Consider the following 13,231-nt stretch of genomic DNA (forward strand, 5'->3'; position numbering starts at 1 on the left):
GCAACAGTCGTCGCATGGACAAGACCGACAAACAACTCGTCGTCGACGGCTTCCGCGAGTTCGCGGCAGGAAACATCGATGTCCTCCGCGCTCTGCTACACGAGAACTTCATCGAGCACAGCCCCGGAAACCCCAGCGGCCGAGACGATTTCATCGAATTCATCACCACCGCCCCTGTCGCCGGCGCACACCTCGAACTCGCGCGGGTCATCGCCGAGGACGACTACGTGGTACTGCATTACCGCATGTCCCCCGGAGGCGATGAGCCCGATGTCGCCGTCGTGGATATCTGGCGGCTCGAGAACGGGCAGATCATCGAACACTGGGATGTCGTCCAGCCCGTCCCCGAACCCGATCAGATCCCGAACGGGATGTTCTGAACAGCGCCTCATCGCCAGTCCGGCCGGCATGCTCCAGCGCCGCAGCCCCAGTGCCACATCGGCTTTCGGGGTAGTCGACTCGCGGGACAGCGGTCCGCGGATCGAGGAGTCCGCCCTGATTCCGTTGTGCGAGCGCCTGTCCGCCCATTTCGGGCCGGCCGCAGAGCCGACCCAGTCCTCCGATGCGGGGGAGCGGGCGGGAGGGCGTACTCGACTCGGCAGGGGCCTACCGGGGTTTCGCTGCTGAGGTGATCCGCACTCCGGAGTCGGGCACCCCCGCGTAGTCGGGCAGGTCGACGCCGTTGAGCGCGCGTTCGATCAGGTCGGCGAACCATTCGCCGGTGAAATCGGGGCTCGGCTCGGAATCGGGCGTCGGGACCTCACGGCTGCGCGCGTGCAATCGGCCGATTTCCTGGTTGGCCTCCACGTACGGGCGCATCTGTTCCTCGTAGCGGGCGAATCCGATTTTCGGGTCCCAGTCGGCGGCCGCCAGTTCTCCGGCCAGCAGGTAGGCGCCGACCAGGGCCAGCCCGGTGCCCTGCCCGGACAGCGGTGAGGAGCTGAACGCCGCGTCCCCGAGCAACCCCACCCGACCGCTGGACCATCGGTCCATCACGACCTGGGCGACCTGGTCGAGATAGAAGTCCGGGGTGTCGTCCAGATGCTCGAGGATGCGCGGAGTCAACCACTCCATGCCGGCCATCCGTTCTCGGAGCAGGCGCTTCTGGGCCTCGACGTCGCGGTAGTCGACGTCGAGGTCGGCGGCGGTGAAGGAGAACATGGCCATGGCCTTGGTGGCGTCGGGGATTGGTCGCAGACCGGCGGACCGCCCGGACTCCTGATAATCGATCAGCCAGCGCTCGAGCCCGAACTCGTTGGGCACGGTGTAGAAGGCCAGTGCCTGCCCGAGGTGACGGATGAACTGCTCGCGCGGGCCGAAAACCATGGCGCGCAACGCCGAGTGCAGTCCGTCCGCCCCGATCACCAGGTCGAAGCGCCGCCGATCGCCGCCCGCGAAGACGACGTCGACCCCGTCCGCGTCCTGGGTCAGTTCGGCGATCCGATCGCCGAAGAGGTACTCGGCACCGTCGCGGGTGTCGTCGTAGAGCACCCGGGACAGGTCCCCGCGCAGGATTTCGATCTCGGAGATGTATCCGTCGCCGCCGTCGTCGTCCGCCCGAAAGGTCTCCAGCACTGTGCCGTTCGCGTCCACGGTGTACGCGCCGGCGGTCTCGGTGCGCGCGGCGCGAACCGCCGCGTCGAGTCCCATCCGCCGGATGACCTCTTTGGTCACTCCGCGCGCGTCCACGGCCTGACCGCCGGGTCGCAGTCCGGGCGCCCGCTCCACCACGGTCACCTCGGCGCCCCTCCGGACGAGCCAGTGGGCCAGCGCGGGCCCGGCGATGCTCGCCCCCGTCACCAACACTCGGGTCACGCTCACAGCGCCTCCTGCGCACCCGTGCCGGTCACTGAGCGGTTCCTCTGCCCCCGCTCGGGTCCGTGAGTGTCCATCGTTGCCTCCCTGTGCTTGTTCCGGCGCTGGGACGGGCCCAGTGCTGTCGGTATCCAGTGGTGTCGACGGCGGGGCCGCGGAGAATTCATCGGTGCTGCCGAGGTCGTTGTGTTCGCTCGGGCGGAACAGCCTGTCGAGCTTGATGATTCGAGCGTAAACCTCTGCTCGCGGACTGGAATCTAGCAATACTAGACAATCTATCGAGCGAGATGTTACCGTCGCTCTAGTCGCTAGCGCTGATAGATATTCGAGTTCACCGAGGAGTAATCGACATGACCTTCACCATCAAGGAGCAGAAGTTCCTCGCCGAGGCCGGAATCGGCCGTCTCGCCACGGTGTCGCCCGACGGCGTCGTGCAGAACAACCCGACCAGCTATCGAGTGAACGCCGACGGCACCGTCGACATCGGGGGTATGCGCATGCGCGCCAGCCGGAAGTATCGCAATGTCGAGGCGGGCAGCCGCGTGTCGTTCGTCGTCGACCAGCAGGTGTCGTTGGAGCCCTACGAAATTCGCGGCATCGAGGTGCGCGGCACGGCCGTTGCGCTCGACGACGAGGAGCCTCCGTTCCCGCCCCAGGAACGCGCGGTCATCCGCATCATCCCCGAACGGATCATCTCCTGGGGCATCGACAGCGGATCCTTCGACTTCACCAGTCGCAAGCCCGAGTAGTCGATACGGTGCGCGCGTTATGCGTCATCGCAGGACGTGCGCAGTATGGTCCGGCCTTTCGAGTCGGCTCGGCGCCCTACGGGACCGGGATCATGTGCGGGTGCAGCACGGTGCCCGGGGCTCGCGAGAGGTCGTGCCGGCGCGCACGCGGCGCCGCGATGCCTGCACAGGCTGCGGGTAGTACGACGGGGCACCTCGCCGGTCGATGTCGCGGACGGGCCCGGTCGCGAGGTTTCGGGCGGATGCCACACGCCGCGCCACGCGGACCGATGTCGAACGCCGACCCCGATGATCGCAGAGCCTGTGTAAGAGCGGGACGGACGGGAATCACGCCACTATGACGGAGAACACATCGGATGCCTCGGAGTCGACCGCCAAGCCCGCCGAGACGGCCGCGCCGGAACCGGATCGGGAAACCCGCGAGCGGGCCAAGAAGGAAGCCGACAGGCTGGACAAGATCTACGAGCCCGGCGCCCGGGCCAGCGTCGTCGTACCCGGTACCGACGGCATGGTCGCCGGTACCGCCTTCGCCGACTCGGTCGACGAGCAGGTCACCGAGAACAAACCACCGGACGACCTTCGCAAGGACAAAGATTCCTGATTCCGGCTGAACACGGCCGGCGTCGACGAGGGACCAGCGGGCGCGAGGCGAACCGCGATGGCACTGTGCGCCGAATCGGTTCATTCCGCGACCGTCGCTGCCGGCGGCCTGTAGTCCGGGAGCTGCTCGACGGACTTGGGGGCCATGATGCGTTCCATTCCGGCCATCGATTCCAGGAGCGGCAGGCGTGTGATGAGGTTGCGCACGGCGATGCCGACCCGTGTTTTGGGGGCCATCAGTCGCAGGTTGGGGCCGATTTTTTGTTTGCGGTCGACCAACGGCCGGTGGGCCCGCTCGTACCGGTGGAAGGCGATGCGATGGTCGCCGCCGGCGGCTGCGAGCTCACCCGCGAGCCGATAGGCCCCGATCAACGCCAGTTCGGCCCCGGCGCCCGAGGCCGGAGACGCGCAGTAGGCGGCGTCGCCGACCAGCGCGACCCTGTCGATCGACCAGGAATTCATGCGAACTTGGCCGAGCGTGTCGATGTAGGCGTCGGGATCGGCGAGTACGCCCTGCAGCAATTCCGGTACGTGCCAGGCGTTTTCGCCACGGAACTCGGTGGCGAGCAGCGTCCGCGCTGCCTCCTGGTCGCGCGGGTCGATATCGCGCCGCGGACTGCGGAACATGAGATACGCCTTGGCCTGTGTGTGGTTGCCCGAGCGGTAGATCCCGGCGAAGTGTCCCGGCGTATTGAAGACCGTCATCGACCGATCGGGTCCCAACGCCGAGTCGGTGTTACCGAAGGCGAAGTAGTGGTCCATGTGCCGCACGTGGTCGGACTCCGGGCCGAAGGCCAGTCGCCGGACCGTCGAGTGCAGGCCGTCGGCTCCGATCACCAGGTCGAAGCGTCGCGTCGGCGCATGCTCGAAGGTGACGGTGACACTGTCGTCATCCTGCTCTAGCCCGCGGATGGAGTCGCCGAAGATGTACTCGACGTTGTCGGCGGTGATGTCGTGCAGGATCCGGACGAGATCGCCACGCATGATCTCCGCCTCGGTGCTGCCGTACTTCTCCTTGATTCCCTGCATGTCGATCCGAGCGAGGTCGCGTCCGTCGGCGCGGACGAATCTCATCCCCGCGACGTCGGCGGCGGAATCCCGCACACGCGCCATGATCCCCATTTTCTCGGCCACGTCGATCGCCTGATCGCGGATATCGACCCCTTGGCCGCCGGTCCGCAACCGGGGTGCTCGTTCGACCACGGTGGGCCGAAATCCATGCCGTGCCAGCCAGTACCCCAACACCTGTCCGGCGATACCGGCGCCGGAAATCAGAATCCGCTCGTTCTTCACCGCGTCCTCCTTGTCGCAAAAATACTGACCATTGGTCAGGTCTCAACGATAAGGTGCTGACCGTCGGTCAGTCAAGGGATAGGATCGGGGACCGTGACCGACGATTCGCGTGCTCGAATCCTGCGCACCGCGCTGGTGATGTTCGCCGAGCGCGGCTACCACGCCGTCTCCGTGCGGGAGATCTCGGAGCGGGTCGGCCTGACCAAAACGGCTGTGCTCTACCACTTTCCGAGTAAAAGCGACATCGTCGTCGCCTTGGTCGAGCCATTGCTCGCAGACACCGAGGCCATGCTCGAATCGGTCCGATCCATCCGGGATGCGGACGCGCGACGGTGGGCAGTGGCCGAAGGGCTCATCGATACCTGGCTCCAACATCGGCCATTGCTGCGGATACATATGCAGGACCAGGCGCTGTCGGCCGATACTGCCACCTACCGGCGGCTGCGTGACATCGCCCTGACCGCGCAGGCATTGCTCGCCGGGCCCGACGCGGATTTCACCGCCCGGGTACGGGCCGCGCAGATCTACGCGGCGCTCAGCGATCCGGTGGTGTTCTTTGCCGACCAGAGCGAAAAACGTTTACGCGCGGCCATTCTCGACGGGGTGCGGCGACTGCTGGGTGGGGCGCCGTCCCGTGTCACTGCTCGCACGTCCGGGCGGCCCGCCGACCCCTCACGGCGCCGGACCGGTCGCGGCCGACCGGGTGCGATGACCGCCGCGATGGTCGAAACCGCTCGGCGAATGCGCGATTCCGGCGAATGTACCGTCGACGAGATCGCCGCGACCCTGGGTGTGTCCCGTGCGACCGTCTATCGGAATCTCACAACCTCCGGCGACGGCCCACCCGTCTCATAAATTGATTTTTGATACGTGAAGGCTGCTTTGAGGATTCCGGCGCGATGTCGACCTCGACGGCCCGGTGCGGTATCCGAATGAGCGTTACCGCTGCCCTCTGGCCCGGAGTGGTTACTCGTCCATCGTCATGCGCCACTCCGTCGCCCACTGCGTCAGCGGTGTGAGCCGCTCGACGAGCGTGCGCCCGGCGCGGGTCAGCCGATAACCCTCCTGGTGTTCGACCAGGCGCGCCTCGGTGAGTTCGGACAGCCGGCGGGTCAGCACGCTCGAGGAGAGGTCGCCGCATGCGGTGCGCAGTTCGCGGAAGGTGAGCGGACCCGAGGCCTGATCGAGTTCCCAGATCACCCGCAGCACCCAGCGCCGCCCGAGCAGATCGAACAGCGCCATGATCGGACGCCCGGTGGTCGATCCGCGCACCGGATGCCCCGGACGTGGCGTTTCGGCCGCCACGGTCATGCCGCCTGCGGTGGGGGTGAATCTTCCAGTCGCCGTGCCATTTCCGCGATGGCCGCGCGCAATGCCCGATACGGCCGCAGGAACAGTGTCACATGGGTCAAGCTGCCGGTCTCGGAGAGTTCTTCCCGCAGCACACCCTGGAGTTCTTGGTCGGCGAATCGGGCGGTGAAGGCGAACATCCGTTGCTGCCCGTCGGTCCACTGCCGCGTCTGCTGCACCGAGTCGAGCACCGTCGCGATCGTGGCCAGCAGATGTGCCGCGCGGGCCCGCCCGTGGTAGTCGGCGACCGGGCTCGAGAAGGTCACGCCTTCGGCGAGCAAGGCCGGCAGTTGCGTGGTGTCTTTCGATTGCCACACCGGCAGGATGAGACTTTCGGTCATGCCTCTATTTTAGAGGCACGCTGGAGCGGGTGCCAGTCCCTGCGCCGGGGGATCCTGGTCGGGAATCCGGGGCGTCGTCCGGACATCCAGGACTGGCCGCGCCCGAGGCTGCGGTTGTCAGTCGGCGTGCAGGACGAAGAACAGGAAGCACAGGAATCTGTTGTCGGTGCTCTCGCCGAGCACCTCGGGGATCAGGTCGCGGGCGGCGGGCAGGGCCGGGGGTTCGCTGATGACGCCGATGCGGAATCCCGCTGCGGTGAAGGCGTCGGTCATCGCGTGTAATGGCCGGTCCCAGAAGCTCAGCCGGGCGGTCCGGCCGCCCATGGTCCATTCCTCGATCCGGTTGCGGACCTCGAAGTAGTTGGTCGGGTCACCGGCCAGGCGCTGCCCGAGGAAGTTGGCGAAAGGATGCTCGACCGAGACTATGAGTCTGCCGCCGGGGACCAGCACTCGTCGCAACTCGGCGAGAGTCGGTCCCCAATCTCGCAGATAGTGCAAGACCAGAGACGCGACGACATCGTCGAACGCGGCGTCAGGAAAGGGCAGCGGATCGGCCAGGTCGGCGACTCGCACATCCGCGTCGGCGCCGAGGTGCTGCCGGGCCTGCTCCAGCATCCCGGCGCTCGCGTCGATGCCGGTCACGACGGCGCCACGGTCGCGCAGCGCGGCGAACAGGAGACCCGAGCCGCAGCCGGCATCGAGGATCCGCCGCCCGGACACGTCCCCGGCGAGCTCCAGGATCGCGGGCCGGTTGTAGTGCGCGTGCAGGAGGCCGGTCTCGTTTTCGGCCGCATACCCCTCGGCGATGCTGTCGTAGCCGCTCACCGCGGCCGGATCAGCGGTGAATGCATGGCCTTCCGGAACCGAAGTCATGCGCTCCATCCTGACATGTCAGGAGTATGCGCTGTAAAGCCCTGTGAGCCAATCACTTCGGATGGCCTACTATCCCGCGCGACGCCGCGGAAGAGCGCCTTCTGCCGGGATCGGTCGCGTGAGTCGTGTAGCGAACGCCATGGCGCCGGGCGCGGTCGAGGACGAACCGCATGTGAAGCTCTGAGCGATATCGGGGATCGCGTGACCGGGGCCGGGTGGGTCTGAGAGGGTCGCCCCATGAAGATCGGTGTCGCACTTCCGCAGATGGCTCCCGGCTACGGACCGGGTACGACGCTCGACTGGGCCCGGCGAATCGACGCGGGCCCGTTTTCGAGCGTCTCCGTGGGTGAGCGGGTGACGTTCTCGAATCCGGAGATGGTCGCGACGCTGGGCGCTTGCGCCGCGGTCACCGAGCGTGTGCAGGTCCTGGCGAACCTCTGGGTGCTCCCACAGCACCCGATGGCGATGGTCGCACAGCAGATCGGCACCCTCGACCAGCTCGCGAACGGCCGTCTCGAGGTAGCCGTCGGTGTCGGCGCTCGCGAGCACGACTACCGCGCTCTCGGCGCCGAATTCGAGCGACGACACCAGCGACTCGACGACAAGGTCGCCGAGCTGAAGTCACTGCTGGCCGGCGAGCCCCCGTTCGAGGGCGCGGACCCGATCGGGCCGGCGTGCGTGCAGCCGGATGGGCCGGTCATCCTCGCCGGCGCGATGGGGCCCAAGGCGATGCGCCGGGCGGCGCGGTGGGCCGACGGCATCTCCGGCTTCAGCATCTCCGGCGACGCCGAGGAGATCGCCAAGGTGGGCGGGCTCGCCGACCGATGCTGGGCCGAGGCCGGTCGTACGACGCCCCCGCGCAAGGTCAGCGGCTGCTTCACTGCCTTGGGTGTCACCGACGCGTCCGAGGCGCTGCGTTCTTTCACCGCTCGGTACCTCGGGTTCCTCGGATCCGACCTGGCCGACATGGTCGCCGCGTCGGCGCGGGCGTCGAGTCCCGAGGCGCTCGCCGGCATTCTCGACGGCGCGCAGCGGGCCGGGTGCGACGAGTTCATCCTGGTTCCGGCCGTCACCGACCTGAACTTCCTCGAGGTCGCGTCCGAGGTGGTCGCCACACGGGCTCGTCCTTCATGACACCGAGCGATCTCTTCTTCCACCTGGGAGCTGAGCAGAGACGACAGGTTCATCTGTCGCTGTGTGAGGATGCCCTGCCGATCTGGACCGGATACGTCAGGAGGGAAGGTGCTGCACTGAACCCGACCGGCCGGCGCCTGCCGGTCGGGTCAGCCGCACAGCATCACTTCATATGCCGTGCGAAGAATTGGTCTCCGTAGTCTCCCTCGAAGTGCGGGACGCCGGTATGCCCGCCCATGTTGGCGTGCAGCGTCTTCTCCTTCGAGCCGAAGGCGTCGAACAGGTCGAGGGCCTGCTGCCGGTCGTTTCCTTCGTCGTCCCACTGCAGCAGGACCAGCAGTGGGATGGTGACCTGCCGGGCCTCGTCGAACATGCTGCGGGGCACGAAACTTCCGGCGAACAAAACGGCAGCCACGATGCGTGGCTCGACGACCGCCAGCCGGAGCGCGATGGCGATCACCCCTCCCGAGAACCCGACCGGCCCGCCGATCTCGGGCAGCGACAGGAGGGCGTCCAGGGTGGCCCGCCATTCCGGTACCGCCTTGTCGGCCAGCGGTAGGACGAGCCGGTCCACGATTTCGTCGTCGACCGGCTCGCCGGCCTGAACCGCCCGGCGCAGATCGGCGCGGGCCTGCTCGGCGTCGGGGGAACGGGGCCGGTCACCGCTGCCGGGGAGTTCGATCGTGGCCGCGGAGTAGCCTTGCGCCACGGCGCGCCGGGCCCGGCCTGCCAGACGGGGATACATCTTGTCCAGTCCGCCGGGATGGCCCAGCAGGATCAGCGGTGTGGGTGCGGGGGCGGATGTCGGCGTCCACAGGGTGCCGGGGATCTCGCCGAGGGTGAACCGGCGTTCGAGGACGTCGTCGTCGAGACGCTGTTCCGAGGTGAAATGCATGGTCGTGCCTTTCGGGAGTGCTTTCGCGGCGCTCCCGGACGACCTATCGCCCGACCGTGACCCCTGAGGGGAGCACCCATGTCGATACTGCGTTCACGGGTACCACCTCCTCGTTCTCTTGCACGGCTCCGGGAAAGGTAGCAATGGTCCCGGTTGTCCGGCAACAGGTTTTCGCGCCGATGTGCGGCTACGTACACGCGCGATCAGGGGTGCTCGGTCGCAGTCGCAGGTGTGGTCGTCGCTCTGCTGTGGGCCGAGGGGGGCCGGGGTGGGGCAGCAGGTGTCGCCGCGCCAGGCGTTCGCACCCTCCTTCACCGCGATCAGGGCGATGACCAGTGCGGCGATCGGATCGGCCCACGACCATCCGAACAGGGCGTTGAGTAGTAGACCGACGAGCAGGACCGCGGACAGATAGGTGCAGAGCAAGGTTTGTTTGGAGTCGGCGACCGCGGTGGCGGAGCCCAGTTCGCGACCGGCGCGTCGCTGCGCGGCCGACAGGATGGGCATGACAACCAAACTGACTGCGGCCAAACCGATTCCGATGGGGGAGTGGCGAGCTTCACCGATTCCGAGTAGGCCGCGGACGGAGTCGACGGTGACGTAGAGCGCGAGTGCGAAGAACGAGAACGCGATGATGCGCAGCGCGATCTTCTCCCGGGCCTCCGGGTTCGGTCCGGCGAACTGCCACGCCACCGCGGCCGCGGAAGACACCTCGATCACCGAGTCCAGTCCGAATCCGATCAGCGCGGCCGAGGACGCCCGGCTGCCCTCGGTGAGCGCGATGATCGCCTCGATGACGTTGTAGGAGATGGTCGCGGCCACGAACCAGCGGATCCGCCGCGCCAGCACGGCACGCCGCTGCGACGACGGGCCGACCGCCACGGCCGACGGCACACCCGGTATACCCAGCGACTGCGACATCATCAGCAGCCCTCGGTCTCGGCGGCGAGGCAGCAGGCCGGATCGACCGCGAGCACCAGCCCGAGCAGGTCTTCGAGGGCGGCGGCGATGCGGTGGTCGGCAAGTTCGTAACGGTTACGCCTACCCTCGGGGACAGCTACGACCAGCCCGCATCCGCGCAGGCACGCAAGATGATTGGACAGAATCTGGCGAGATACCCCGATCTGCTCGGCCATCTCCGCCGGATAGGCCGGGCCGGTGCGCAGGCTCAGCAGGATCCGGGTGCGGGTCGCATCCGACAGGGCGTGCCCGAGGCGGGCCAGCGCATCGGTGTGGGCCACAGGCAAGGTCTGCATAAGGCAGACGGTACATCGAAATCTGTATACAGAAAAGAGTGAATTATTGCTGGGTGGTCTCCGGGTGAATCTCGAGCTTGCATCCGGTACCGGGGTACAGGCTTACCGTCGAGATATGACGATTTCTCCGGTTAAGGACGACTGGGTGCCGCCGGCATGCACCCTGCCCACGGCCGAGCAGCCGATCCGGGTGGCCGAGTTCGATCGGTTTCTCGTTGAGGCGGTCCGTGCTGTTCGTCGACCGGGCCCTCACCGGCTCGACCTGATCCTCGCCGCCGATGCCGCGCCGCGGGCCCGGGACCTCGCGGCGCGGGAGAGTAGCTGCTGCTCGTTTTTCACGTTCGACTTCGGCGCCACCGAAGAAGGGCCGGTGCTGAGTATCGTTGTCCCACCGGCCTATACGGCGGTGCTCGACGCATTCGCCGCCCGCCTCACCGGCGGTGCGCGGTGACCGGGCTGCGCACCGGGGAGCTCGCGGCCGCGGCCGGAGTGAACACCCAGACCCTGCGGTACTACGAACGCCGCGGCCTGCTGGCCGAACCGCAGCGCACCCTCGGTGGGCACCGCCTGTATCCGGAGGATGCGGTGACGGTGTTGCGGGTGATCAAGGCCGCCCAGCGGCTCGGATTCAGCCTTGACGAGGTCGCCGACCTGCTCTCCGGTACCGGCCACCACCGGCGCGACGCCGGATTGCGCACCCGTGCGCGCGTCAAGCTTGCGGAGGTCGATGCCGAACTGGCCGAACTCGGCGCGGTCCGCGACACCCTGCGTGCCGCGTTGGCCGCCGGGTGCGAGGACCTGCTCACCTGCAGTGAGACACCCTCCTGCCCAGTGCCTTTCGAACTTCCGTCCGACTCCGGTACTTAGCGGATCGGTAGGATCGACAGTCGCGAATGCCGACACGACGATGCCGCGCTGAACCACCTCCATCGGCGCTGGGGCAGTGTTACGTCTAGACCGTCCGAGCGCTCCCGCGGTGGTATTGGGCGCCGGATCGGCCTGGAGCTCGCCGAGAACCGGTGCCGGTGGCAGCCCGCCCTGCTGTGCCAGCAGGACTGTGGCGCAACACTTTTCAGACTCGCCGATTCCTGAAACAGGAATCGTGCGGAATCACCGACTGCGAGCCGCCCGGCCGATTCGCTGCGCCGGTCGACTACGCCTGTGATCCGTCGAGCCCGCCGTTGCCCACGATGCTGGTGAAGGCGTCCCACTCAGCGGGGGTGAACACGAGGGCTGGGCCACCTGGGTTTTTGGAGTCGCGGACGCCGACCGCGCCACCGTCGAGGAATGCGACCTCGACGCACTCCTTCGTGCCCCCGCTTCGCCTGCTCTTGAACCACTTCGCCCCGGATAGATCAGCGCTCACCCTAGATGCTCCTTCGCTATCTGCCGTAACGTGATCCTGCTGCGTGCCGCATCCAGTGCGGCGGACTGCATGACCTCGTATGCTCCAGCGTACCGACGGAGGCTAGCGGGTTTCTCCAAATACAGGTCACCCGTGTAGGTTTCCGCGTACACGACGTTGTGGTTGGCGTGGCCGAAGCGCAGCATCACGAATGGACCGATCGCTTCGCCTACCGGTACGCCGGCGGTGAATGGAAGAATCCGAATGTCGATATTCGCGCGCGTACTTATATCTGCCAGGTAGCGCACCTGGGAACTCATCACTTTGCCGCTTCCGACGACGCGACGAAGAGCCGCCTCATGAACGATGAGCTGCAATCCAACCGGCCGGACCTTGCGAGTGACGAGTAGTTGCCGTCGCATTTTGAGGTGGACATGCCGTTCGATCGTGTCATCCGTGCCGCTCGGCAACGCGTTTCGCGAAAGGACCCGGGCATAGTCGGGGGTTTGAAGTAGACCAGGGATCAGTTCGGGCTGGTATGTCGCAATCTCCTGTGCGGCGGTTTCCAATCCCACATAGATGTCGAAGTCGGCCGGAATCAGATCGTCGTATTCGTGCCACCAGTTCTGTGTATCGGCCTGCTGGGCAAGACCTTTCATCGCCTTGAGCTTCTCCTCATCGAACTCGTACAGCCGGCAGTACGCCTCGATCTCGGGAACCGACAGTTTCTGGGTGAGCCCCTTCTCGATGCGCATCAACGTGGGTGCCGAGCGTCCGATATGTGCCGCGGCCTCGGCCAGGCTCATGCCGGTTTCCTCCCGGGCCTGCCTGAGGTAGTAGCCGAGCTGGCGTTTCGGCAGGGACAGCGGTTCCCCGCGTTCGGCCATCGAATGCCCCTTTCTATGCGTTGCGAAGTGAAATGGTGCCTCTGGATTCCTGTAATCCGTCCTGGCGCTTTGCGGCACTTCCGGCGGGATTTCATGTCGCGCACGCGGACCAGGCCGGTCGATGGTGTTCTGTTGCTGCGACCACGACCGACGCGAAAGCATGACCGCTCCTGCGGTCGGCACAAACAGAGGAACCTGACGAATCGCTAGTGCGGCTACAGGTGGAGTGCGCCCCCTGTGCCACGGCTACCGCACATGATAGCCGAGTCGTATCCGCCCGGCGAGCGCCGGTCGTGAATTGCGTTTCAGCCCAACGTCTTCGAAGGAGATGCCACCAGTGCCGTACCCGCCGATCGACGAGGATGCTCTCCTCGCGCTACCGGATATCTGCGACCTCTCGCAGATCGAACTGGCCCACGATCTGATGCAGCATCACCGGAACTGCCGTATCGAACTGTGCGCGTGGAAACAGGTGGCCTATCGGACCCTGGTGCATGTCCGGCGGATCGAGCCGCCGCGGTTGAGCCCGCGCGAGCGTGCGCATCGGCGCGGCATCGAATTCCCGGTCGGCAGTGACGTTTCCGGTCTACCGCGACAGCGCGACGTGCCGATCGAAACCTTCCAGCAGGTGCTCGCCGGGCTGAACGAACTCGCGAACGATCTGTACCCCAACACCATTCGTGACCGGTGAGC

17 protein-coding genes and 1 pseudogene are annotated in these 13,231 nt (G+C 66.6%); 8 read left to right on the top strand and 10 right to left on the bottom strand.

Going from position 1 to position 13,231, the window contains the following annotated elements:
* Positions 1-14: 14 nt before the first annotated feature.
* A complete protein-coding gene (locus IG65_RS0130105; RefSeq protein WP_036526145.1) occupies positions 15-380 on the top strand; it encodes a nuclear transport factor 2 family protein in 366 nt (121 codons plus the stop codon).
* Positions 381-606: 226 nt separating this feature from the next.
* Here IG65_RS0130105 and IG65_RS0130110 read toward each other — a convergent pair whose 3' ends face one another.
* Positions 607-1,821: an FAD-dependent monooxygenase gene (locus tag IG65_RS0130110; RefSeq protein WP_036526148.1), complete on the bottom strand. Its 1,215-nt coding sequence runs from the start codon at positions 1,819-1,821 to the stop codon at positions 607-609.
* 344 nt (positions 1,822-2,165) lie between these two features.
* On the opposite strand from IG65_RS0130110, the gene IG65_RS0130115 reads away from it, so the two are divergent.
* Both IG65_RS0130115 and IG65_RS0130120 read left to right on the top strand, forming a co-directional pair.
* On the top strand, positions 2,166-2,564 hold the full coding sequence (locus tag IG65_RS0130115) for a PPOX class F420-dependent oxidoreductase (protein ID WP_030518340.1): 399 nt from the start codon (positions 2,166-2,168) through the stop codon (positions 2,562-2,564).
* Between the two features lie 337 nt (positions 2,565-2,901).
* Positions 2,902-3,165, top strand: coding sequence for a hypothetical protein (locus IG65_RS0130120; RefSeq protein WP_030518341.1), 264 nt, complete (start codon positions 2,902-2,904; stop codon positions 3,163-3,165).
* An 80-nt stretch (positions 3,166-3,245) separates the two neighbouring features.
* On the opposite strand, the gene IG65_RS0130125 is transcribed toward IG65_RS0130120, so the two are convergent.
* Positions 3,246-4,457 (bottom strand): FAD-dependent monooxygenase, encoded by a 1,212-nt coding sequence (locus tag IG65_RS0130125; protein WP_030518342.1) that lies wholly within the window; start codon positions 4,455-4,457, stop codon positions 3,246-3,248.
* A gap of 93 nt (positions 4,458-4,550) precedes the next feature.
* Here IG65_RS0130125 and IG65_RS0130130 point away from each other — a divergent pair, with 93 nt between their 5' ends.
* Positions 4,551-5,312 carry a TetR family transcriptional regulator gene (locus IG65_RS0130130; protein WP_030518343.1) on the top strand — a complete coding sequence of 254 codons (762 nt, stop codon included), beginning with the start codon at positions 4,551-4,553 and terminating at the stop codon, positions 5,310-5,312.
* Positions 5,313-5,423: 111 nt separating this feature from the next.
* Here the strand turns inward: IG65_RS0130130 and IG65_RS0130135 are convergent, their stop codons facing one another.
* The 3 genes from IG65_RS0130135 to IG65_RS0130145 all read right to left on the bottom strand — a co-directional run bounded on the left by IG65_RS0130135 (position 5,424) and on the right by IG65_RS0130145 (position 7,021).
* Positions 5,424-5,768 carry a helix-turn-helix domain-containing protein gene (locus IG65_RS0130135; RefSeq protein ID WP_197039980.1) on the bottom strand — a complete coding sequence of 115 codons (345 nt, stop codon included), beginning with the start codon at positions 5,766-5,768 and terminating at the stop codon, positions 5,424-5,426.
* Positions 5,765-6,148 (bottom strand): hypothetical protein, encoded by a 384-nt coding sequence (locus IG65_RS0130140; protein WP_030518345.1) that lies wholly within the window; start codon positions 6,146-6,148, stop codon positions 5,765-5,767. Before IG65_RS0130140 ends, IG65_RS0130135 begins: the two co-directional genes overlap by 4 nt.
* 117 nt (positions 6,149-6,265) lie before the next feature.
* Positions 6,266-7,021, bottom strand: a complete 756-nt coding sequence (locus IG65_RS0130145) for a class I SAM-dependent methyltransferase (protein WP_030518346.1) — start codon at positions 7,019-7,021, stop codon at positions 6,266-6,268.
* A 237-nt stretch (positions 7,022-7,258) separates the two neighbouring features.
* On the opposite strand from IG65_RS0130145, the gene IG65_RS0130150 reads away from it, so the two are divergent.
* Entirely contained in the window at positions 7,259-8,155 is an 897-nt protein-coding gene (locus IG65_RS0130150) for an LLM class flavin-dependent oxidoreductase (RefSeq protein ID WP_030518347.1), read from the top strand.
* Between the two features lie 163 nt (positions 8,156-8,318).
* Here the strand turns inward: IG65_RS0130150 and IG65_RS0130155 are convergent, their stop codons facing one another.
* The 3 genes and pseudogenes from IG65_RS0130155 to IG65_RS0130165 form a co-directional block, all read right to left on the bottom strand.
* Positions 8,319-9,050, bottom strand: coding sequence for a dienelactone hydrolase family protein (locus IG65_RS0130155; protein ID WP_030518348.1), 732 nt, complete (start codon positions 9,048-9,050; stop codon positions 8,319-8,321).
* Between the two features lie 219 nt (positions 9,051-9,269).
* Positions 9,270-9,971: pseudogene (locus IG65_RS0130160) on the bottom strand (cation transporter); the annotation flags it as partial.
* A gap of 2 nt (positions 9,972-9,973) precedes the next feature.
* Entirely contained in the window at positions 9,974-10,306 is a 333-nt protein-coding gene (locus IG65_RS0130165; RefSeq protein ID WP_030518350.1) for a helix-turn-helix transcriptional regulator, read from the bottom strand.
* Positions 10,307-10,421: 115 nt separating this feature from the next.
* Between IG65_RS0130165 and IG65_RS0130170 the strand changes: the two genes are divergently transcribed.
* A complete protein-coding gene (locus tag IG65_RS0130170) occupies positions 10,422-10,757 on the top strand; it encodes a hypothetical protein (protein WP_030518351.1) in 336 nt (111 codons plus the stop codon).
* Positions 10,754-11,173: a MerR family transcriptional regulator gene (locus IG65_RS0130175; protein ID WP_030518352.1), complete on the top strand. Its 420-nt coding sequence runs from the start codon at positions 10,754-10,756 to the stop codon at positions 11,171-11,173. The genes IG65_RS0130170 and IG65_RS0130175 overlap by 4 nt, the downstream gene beginning before the upstream one ends.
* A gap of 286 nt (positions 11,174-11,459) precedes the next feature.
* Here IG65_RS0130175 and IG65_RS0130180 read toward each other — a convergent pair whose 3' ends face one another.
* Both IG65_RS0130180 and IG65_RS0130185 read right to left on the bottom strand, forming a co-directional pair.
* Entirely contained in the window at positions 11,460-11,672 is a 213-nt protein-coding gene (locus IG65_RS0130180) for a DUF397 domain-containing protein (RefSeq protein ID WP_030518353.1), read from the bottom strand.
* Positions 11,669-12,538, bottom strand: a complete 870-nt coding sequence (locus tag IG65_RS0130185; RefSeq protein ID WP_030518354.1) for a helix-turn-helix transcriptional regulator — start codon at positions 12,536-12,538, stop codon at positions 11,669-11,671. Before IG65_RS0130185 ends, IG65_RS0130180 begins: the two co-directional genes overlap by 4 nt.
* Positions 12,539-12,875: 337 nt before the next feature.
* Between IG65_RS0130185 and IG65_RS0130190 the strand changes: the two genes are divergently transcribed.
* The gene (locus IG65_RS0130190; protein WP_030518355.1) at positions 12,876-13,229 is read left to right on the top strand and encodes a hypothetical protein; all 354 of its coding nucleotides are present in this window, start codon (positions 12,876-12,878) and stop codon (positions 13,227-13,229) included.
* The last annotated feature ends 2 nt before the right edge of the window (positions 13,230-13,231 follow it).

The sequence above is a fragment of the Nocardia sp. NRRL WC-3656 genome (assembly GCF_000720265.1).
In the GTDB taxonomy this organism is placed as follows: domain Bacteria; phylum Actinomycetota; class Actinomycetes; order Mycobacteriales; family Mycobacteriaceae; genus Nocardia; species Nocardia nova.

Coding starts and splice junctions, on each gene's coding strand:
- IG65_RS0130140 (WP_030518345.1), bottom strand. CDS start 6,148: ATGACCGAAAGTCTCATCCTGCCGGTGTGGCAATCGAAAGACACCACG.
- IG65_RS0130165 (WP_030518350.1), bottom strand. CDS start 10,306: ATGCAGACCTTGCCTGTGGCCCACACCGATGCGCTGGCCCGCCTCGGG.
- IG65_RS0130185 (WP_030518354.1), bottom strand. CDS start 12,538: ATGGCCGAACGCGGGGAACCGCTGTCCCTGCCGAAACGCCAGCTCGGC.
- IG65_RS0130145 (WP_030518346.1), bottom strand. CDS start 7,021: ATGACTTCGGTTCCGGAAGGCCATGCATTCACCGCTGATCCGGCCGCG.
- IG65_RS0130115 (WP_030518340.1), top strand. CDS start 2,166: ATGACCTTCACCATCAAGGAGCAGAAGTTCCTCGCCGAGGCCGGAATC.
- IG65_RS0130135 (WP_197039980.1), bottom strand. CDS start 5,768: ATGACCGTGGCGGCCGAAACGCCACGTCCGGGGCATCCGGTGCGCGGA.
- IG65_RS0130170 (WP_030518351.1), top strand. CDS start 10,422: ATGACGATTTCTCCGGTTAAGGACGACTGGGTGCCGCCGGCATGCACC.
- IG65_RS0130155 (WP_030518348.1), bottom strand. CDS start 9,050: ATGCATTTCACCTCGGAACAGCGTCTCGACGACGACGTCCTCGAACGC.
- IG65_RS0130150 (WP_030518347.1), top strand. CDS start 7,259: ATGAAGATCGGTGTCGCACTTCCGCAGATGGCTCCCGGCTACGGACCG.
- IG65_RS0130120 (WP_030518341.1), top strand. CDS start 2,902: ATGACGGAGAACACATCGGATGCCTCGGAGTCGACCGCCAAGCCCGCC.
- IG65_RS0130105 (WP_036526145.1), top strand. CDS start 15: ATGGACAAGACCGACAAACAACTCGTCGTCGACGGCTTCCGCGAGTTC.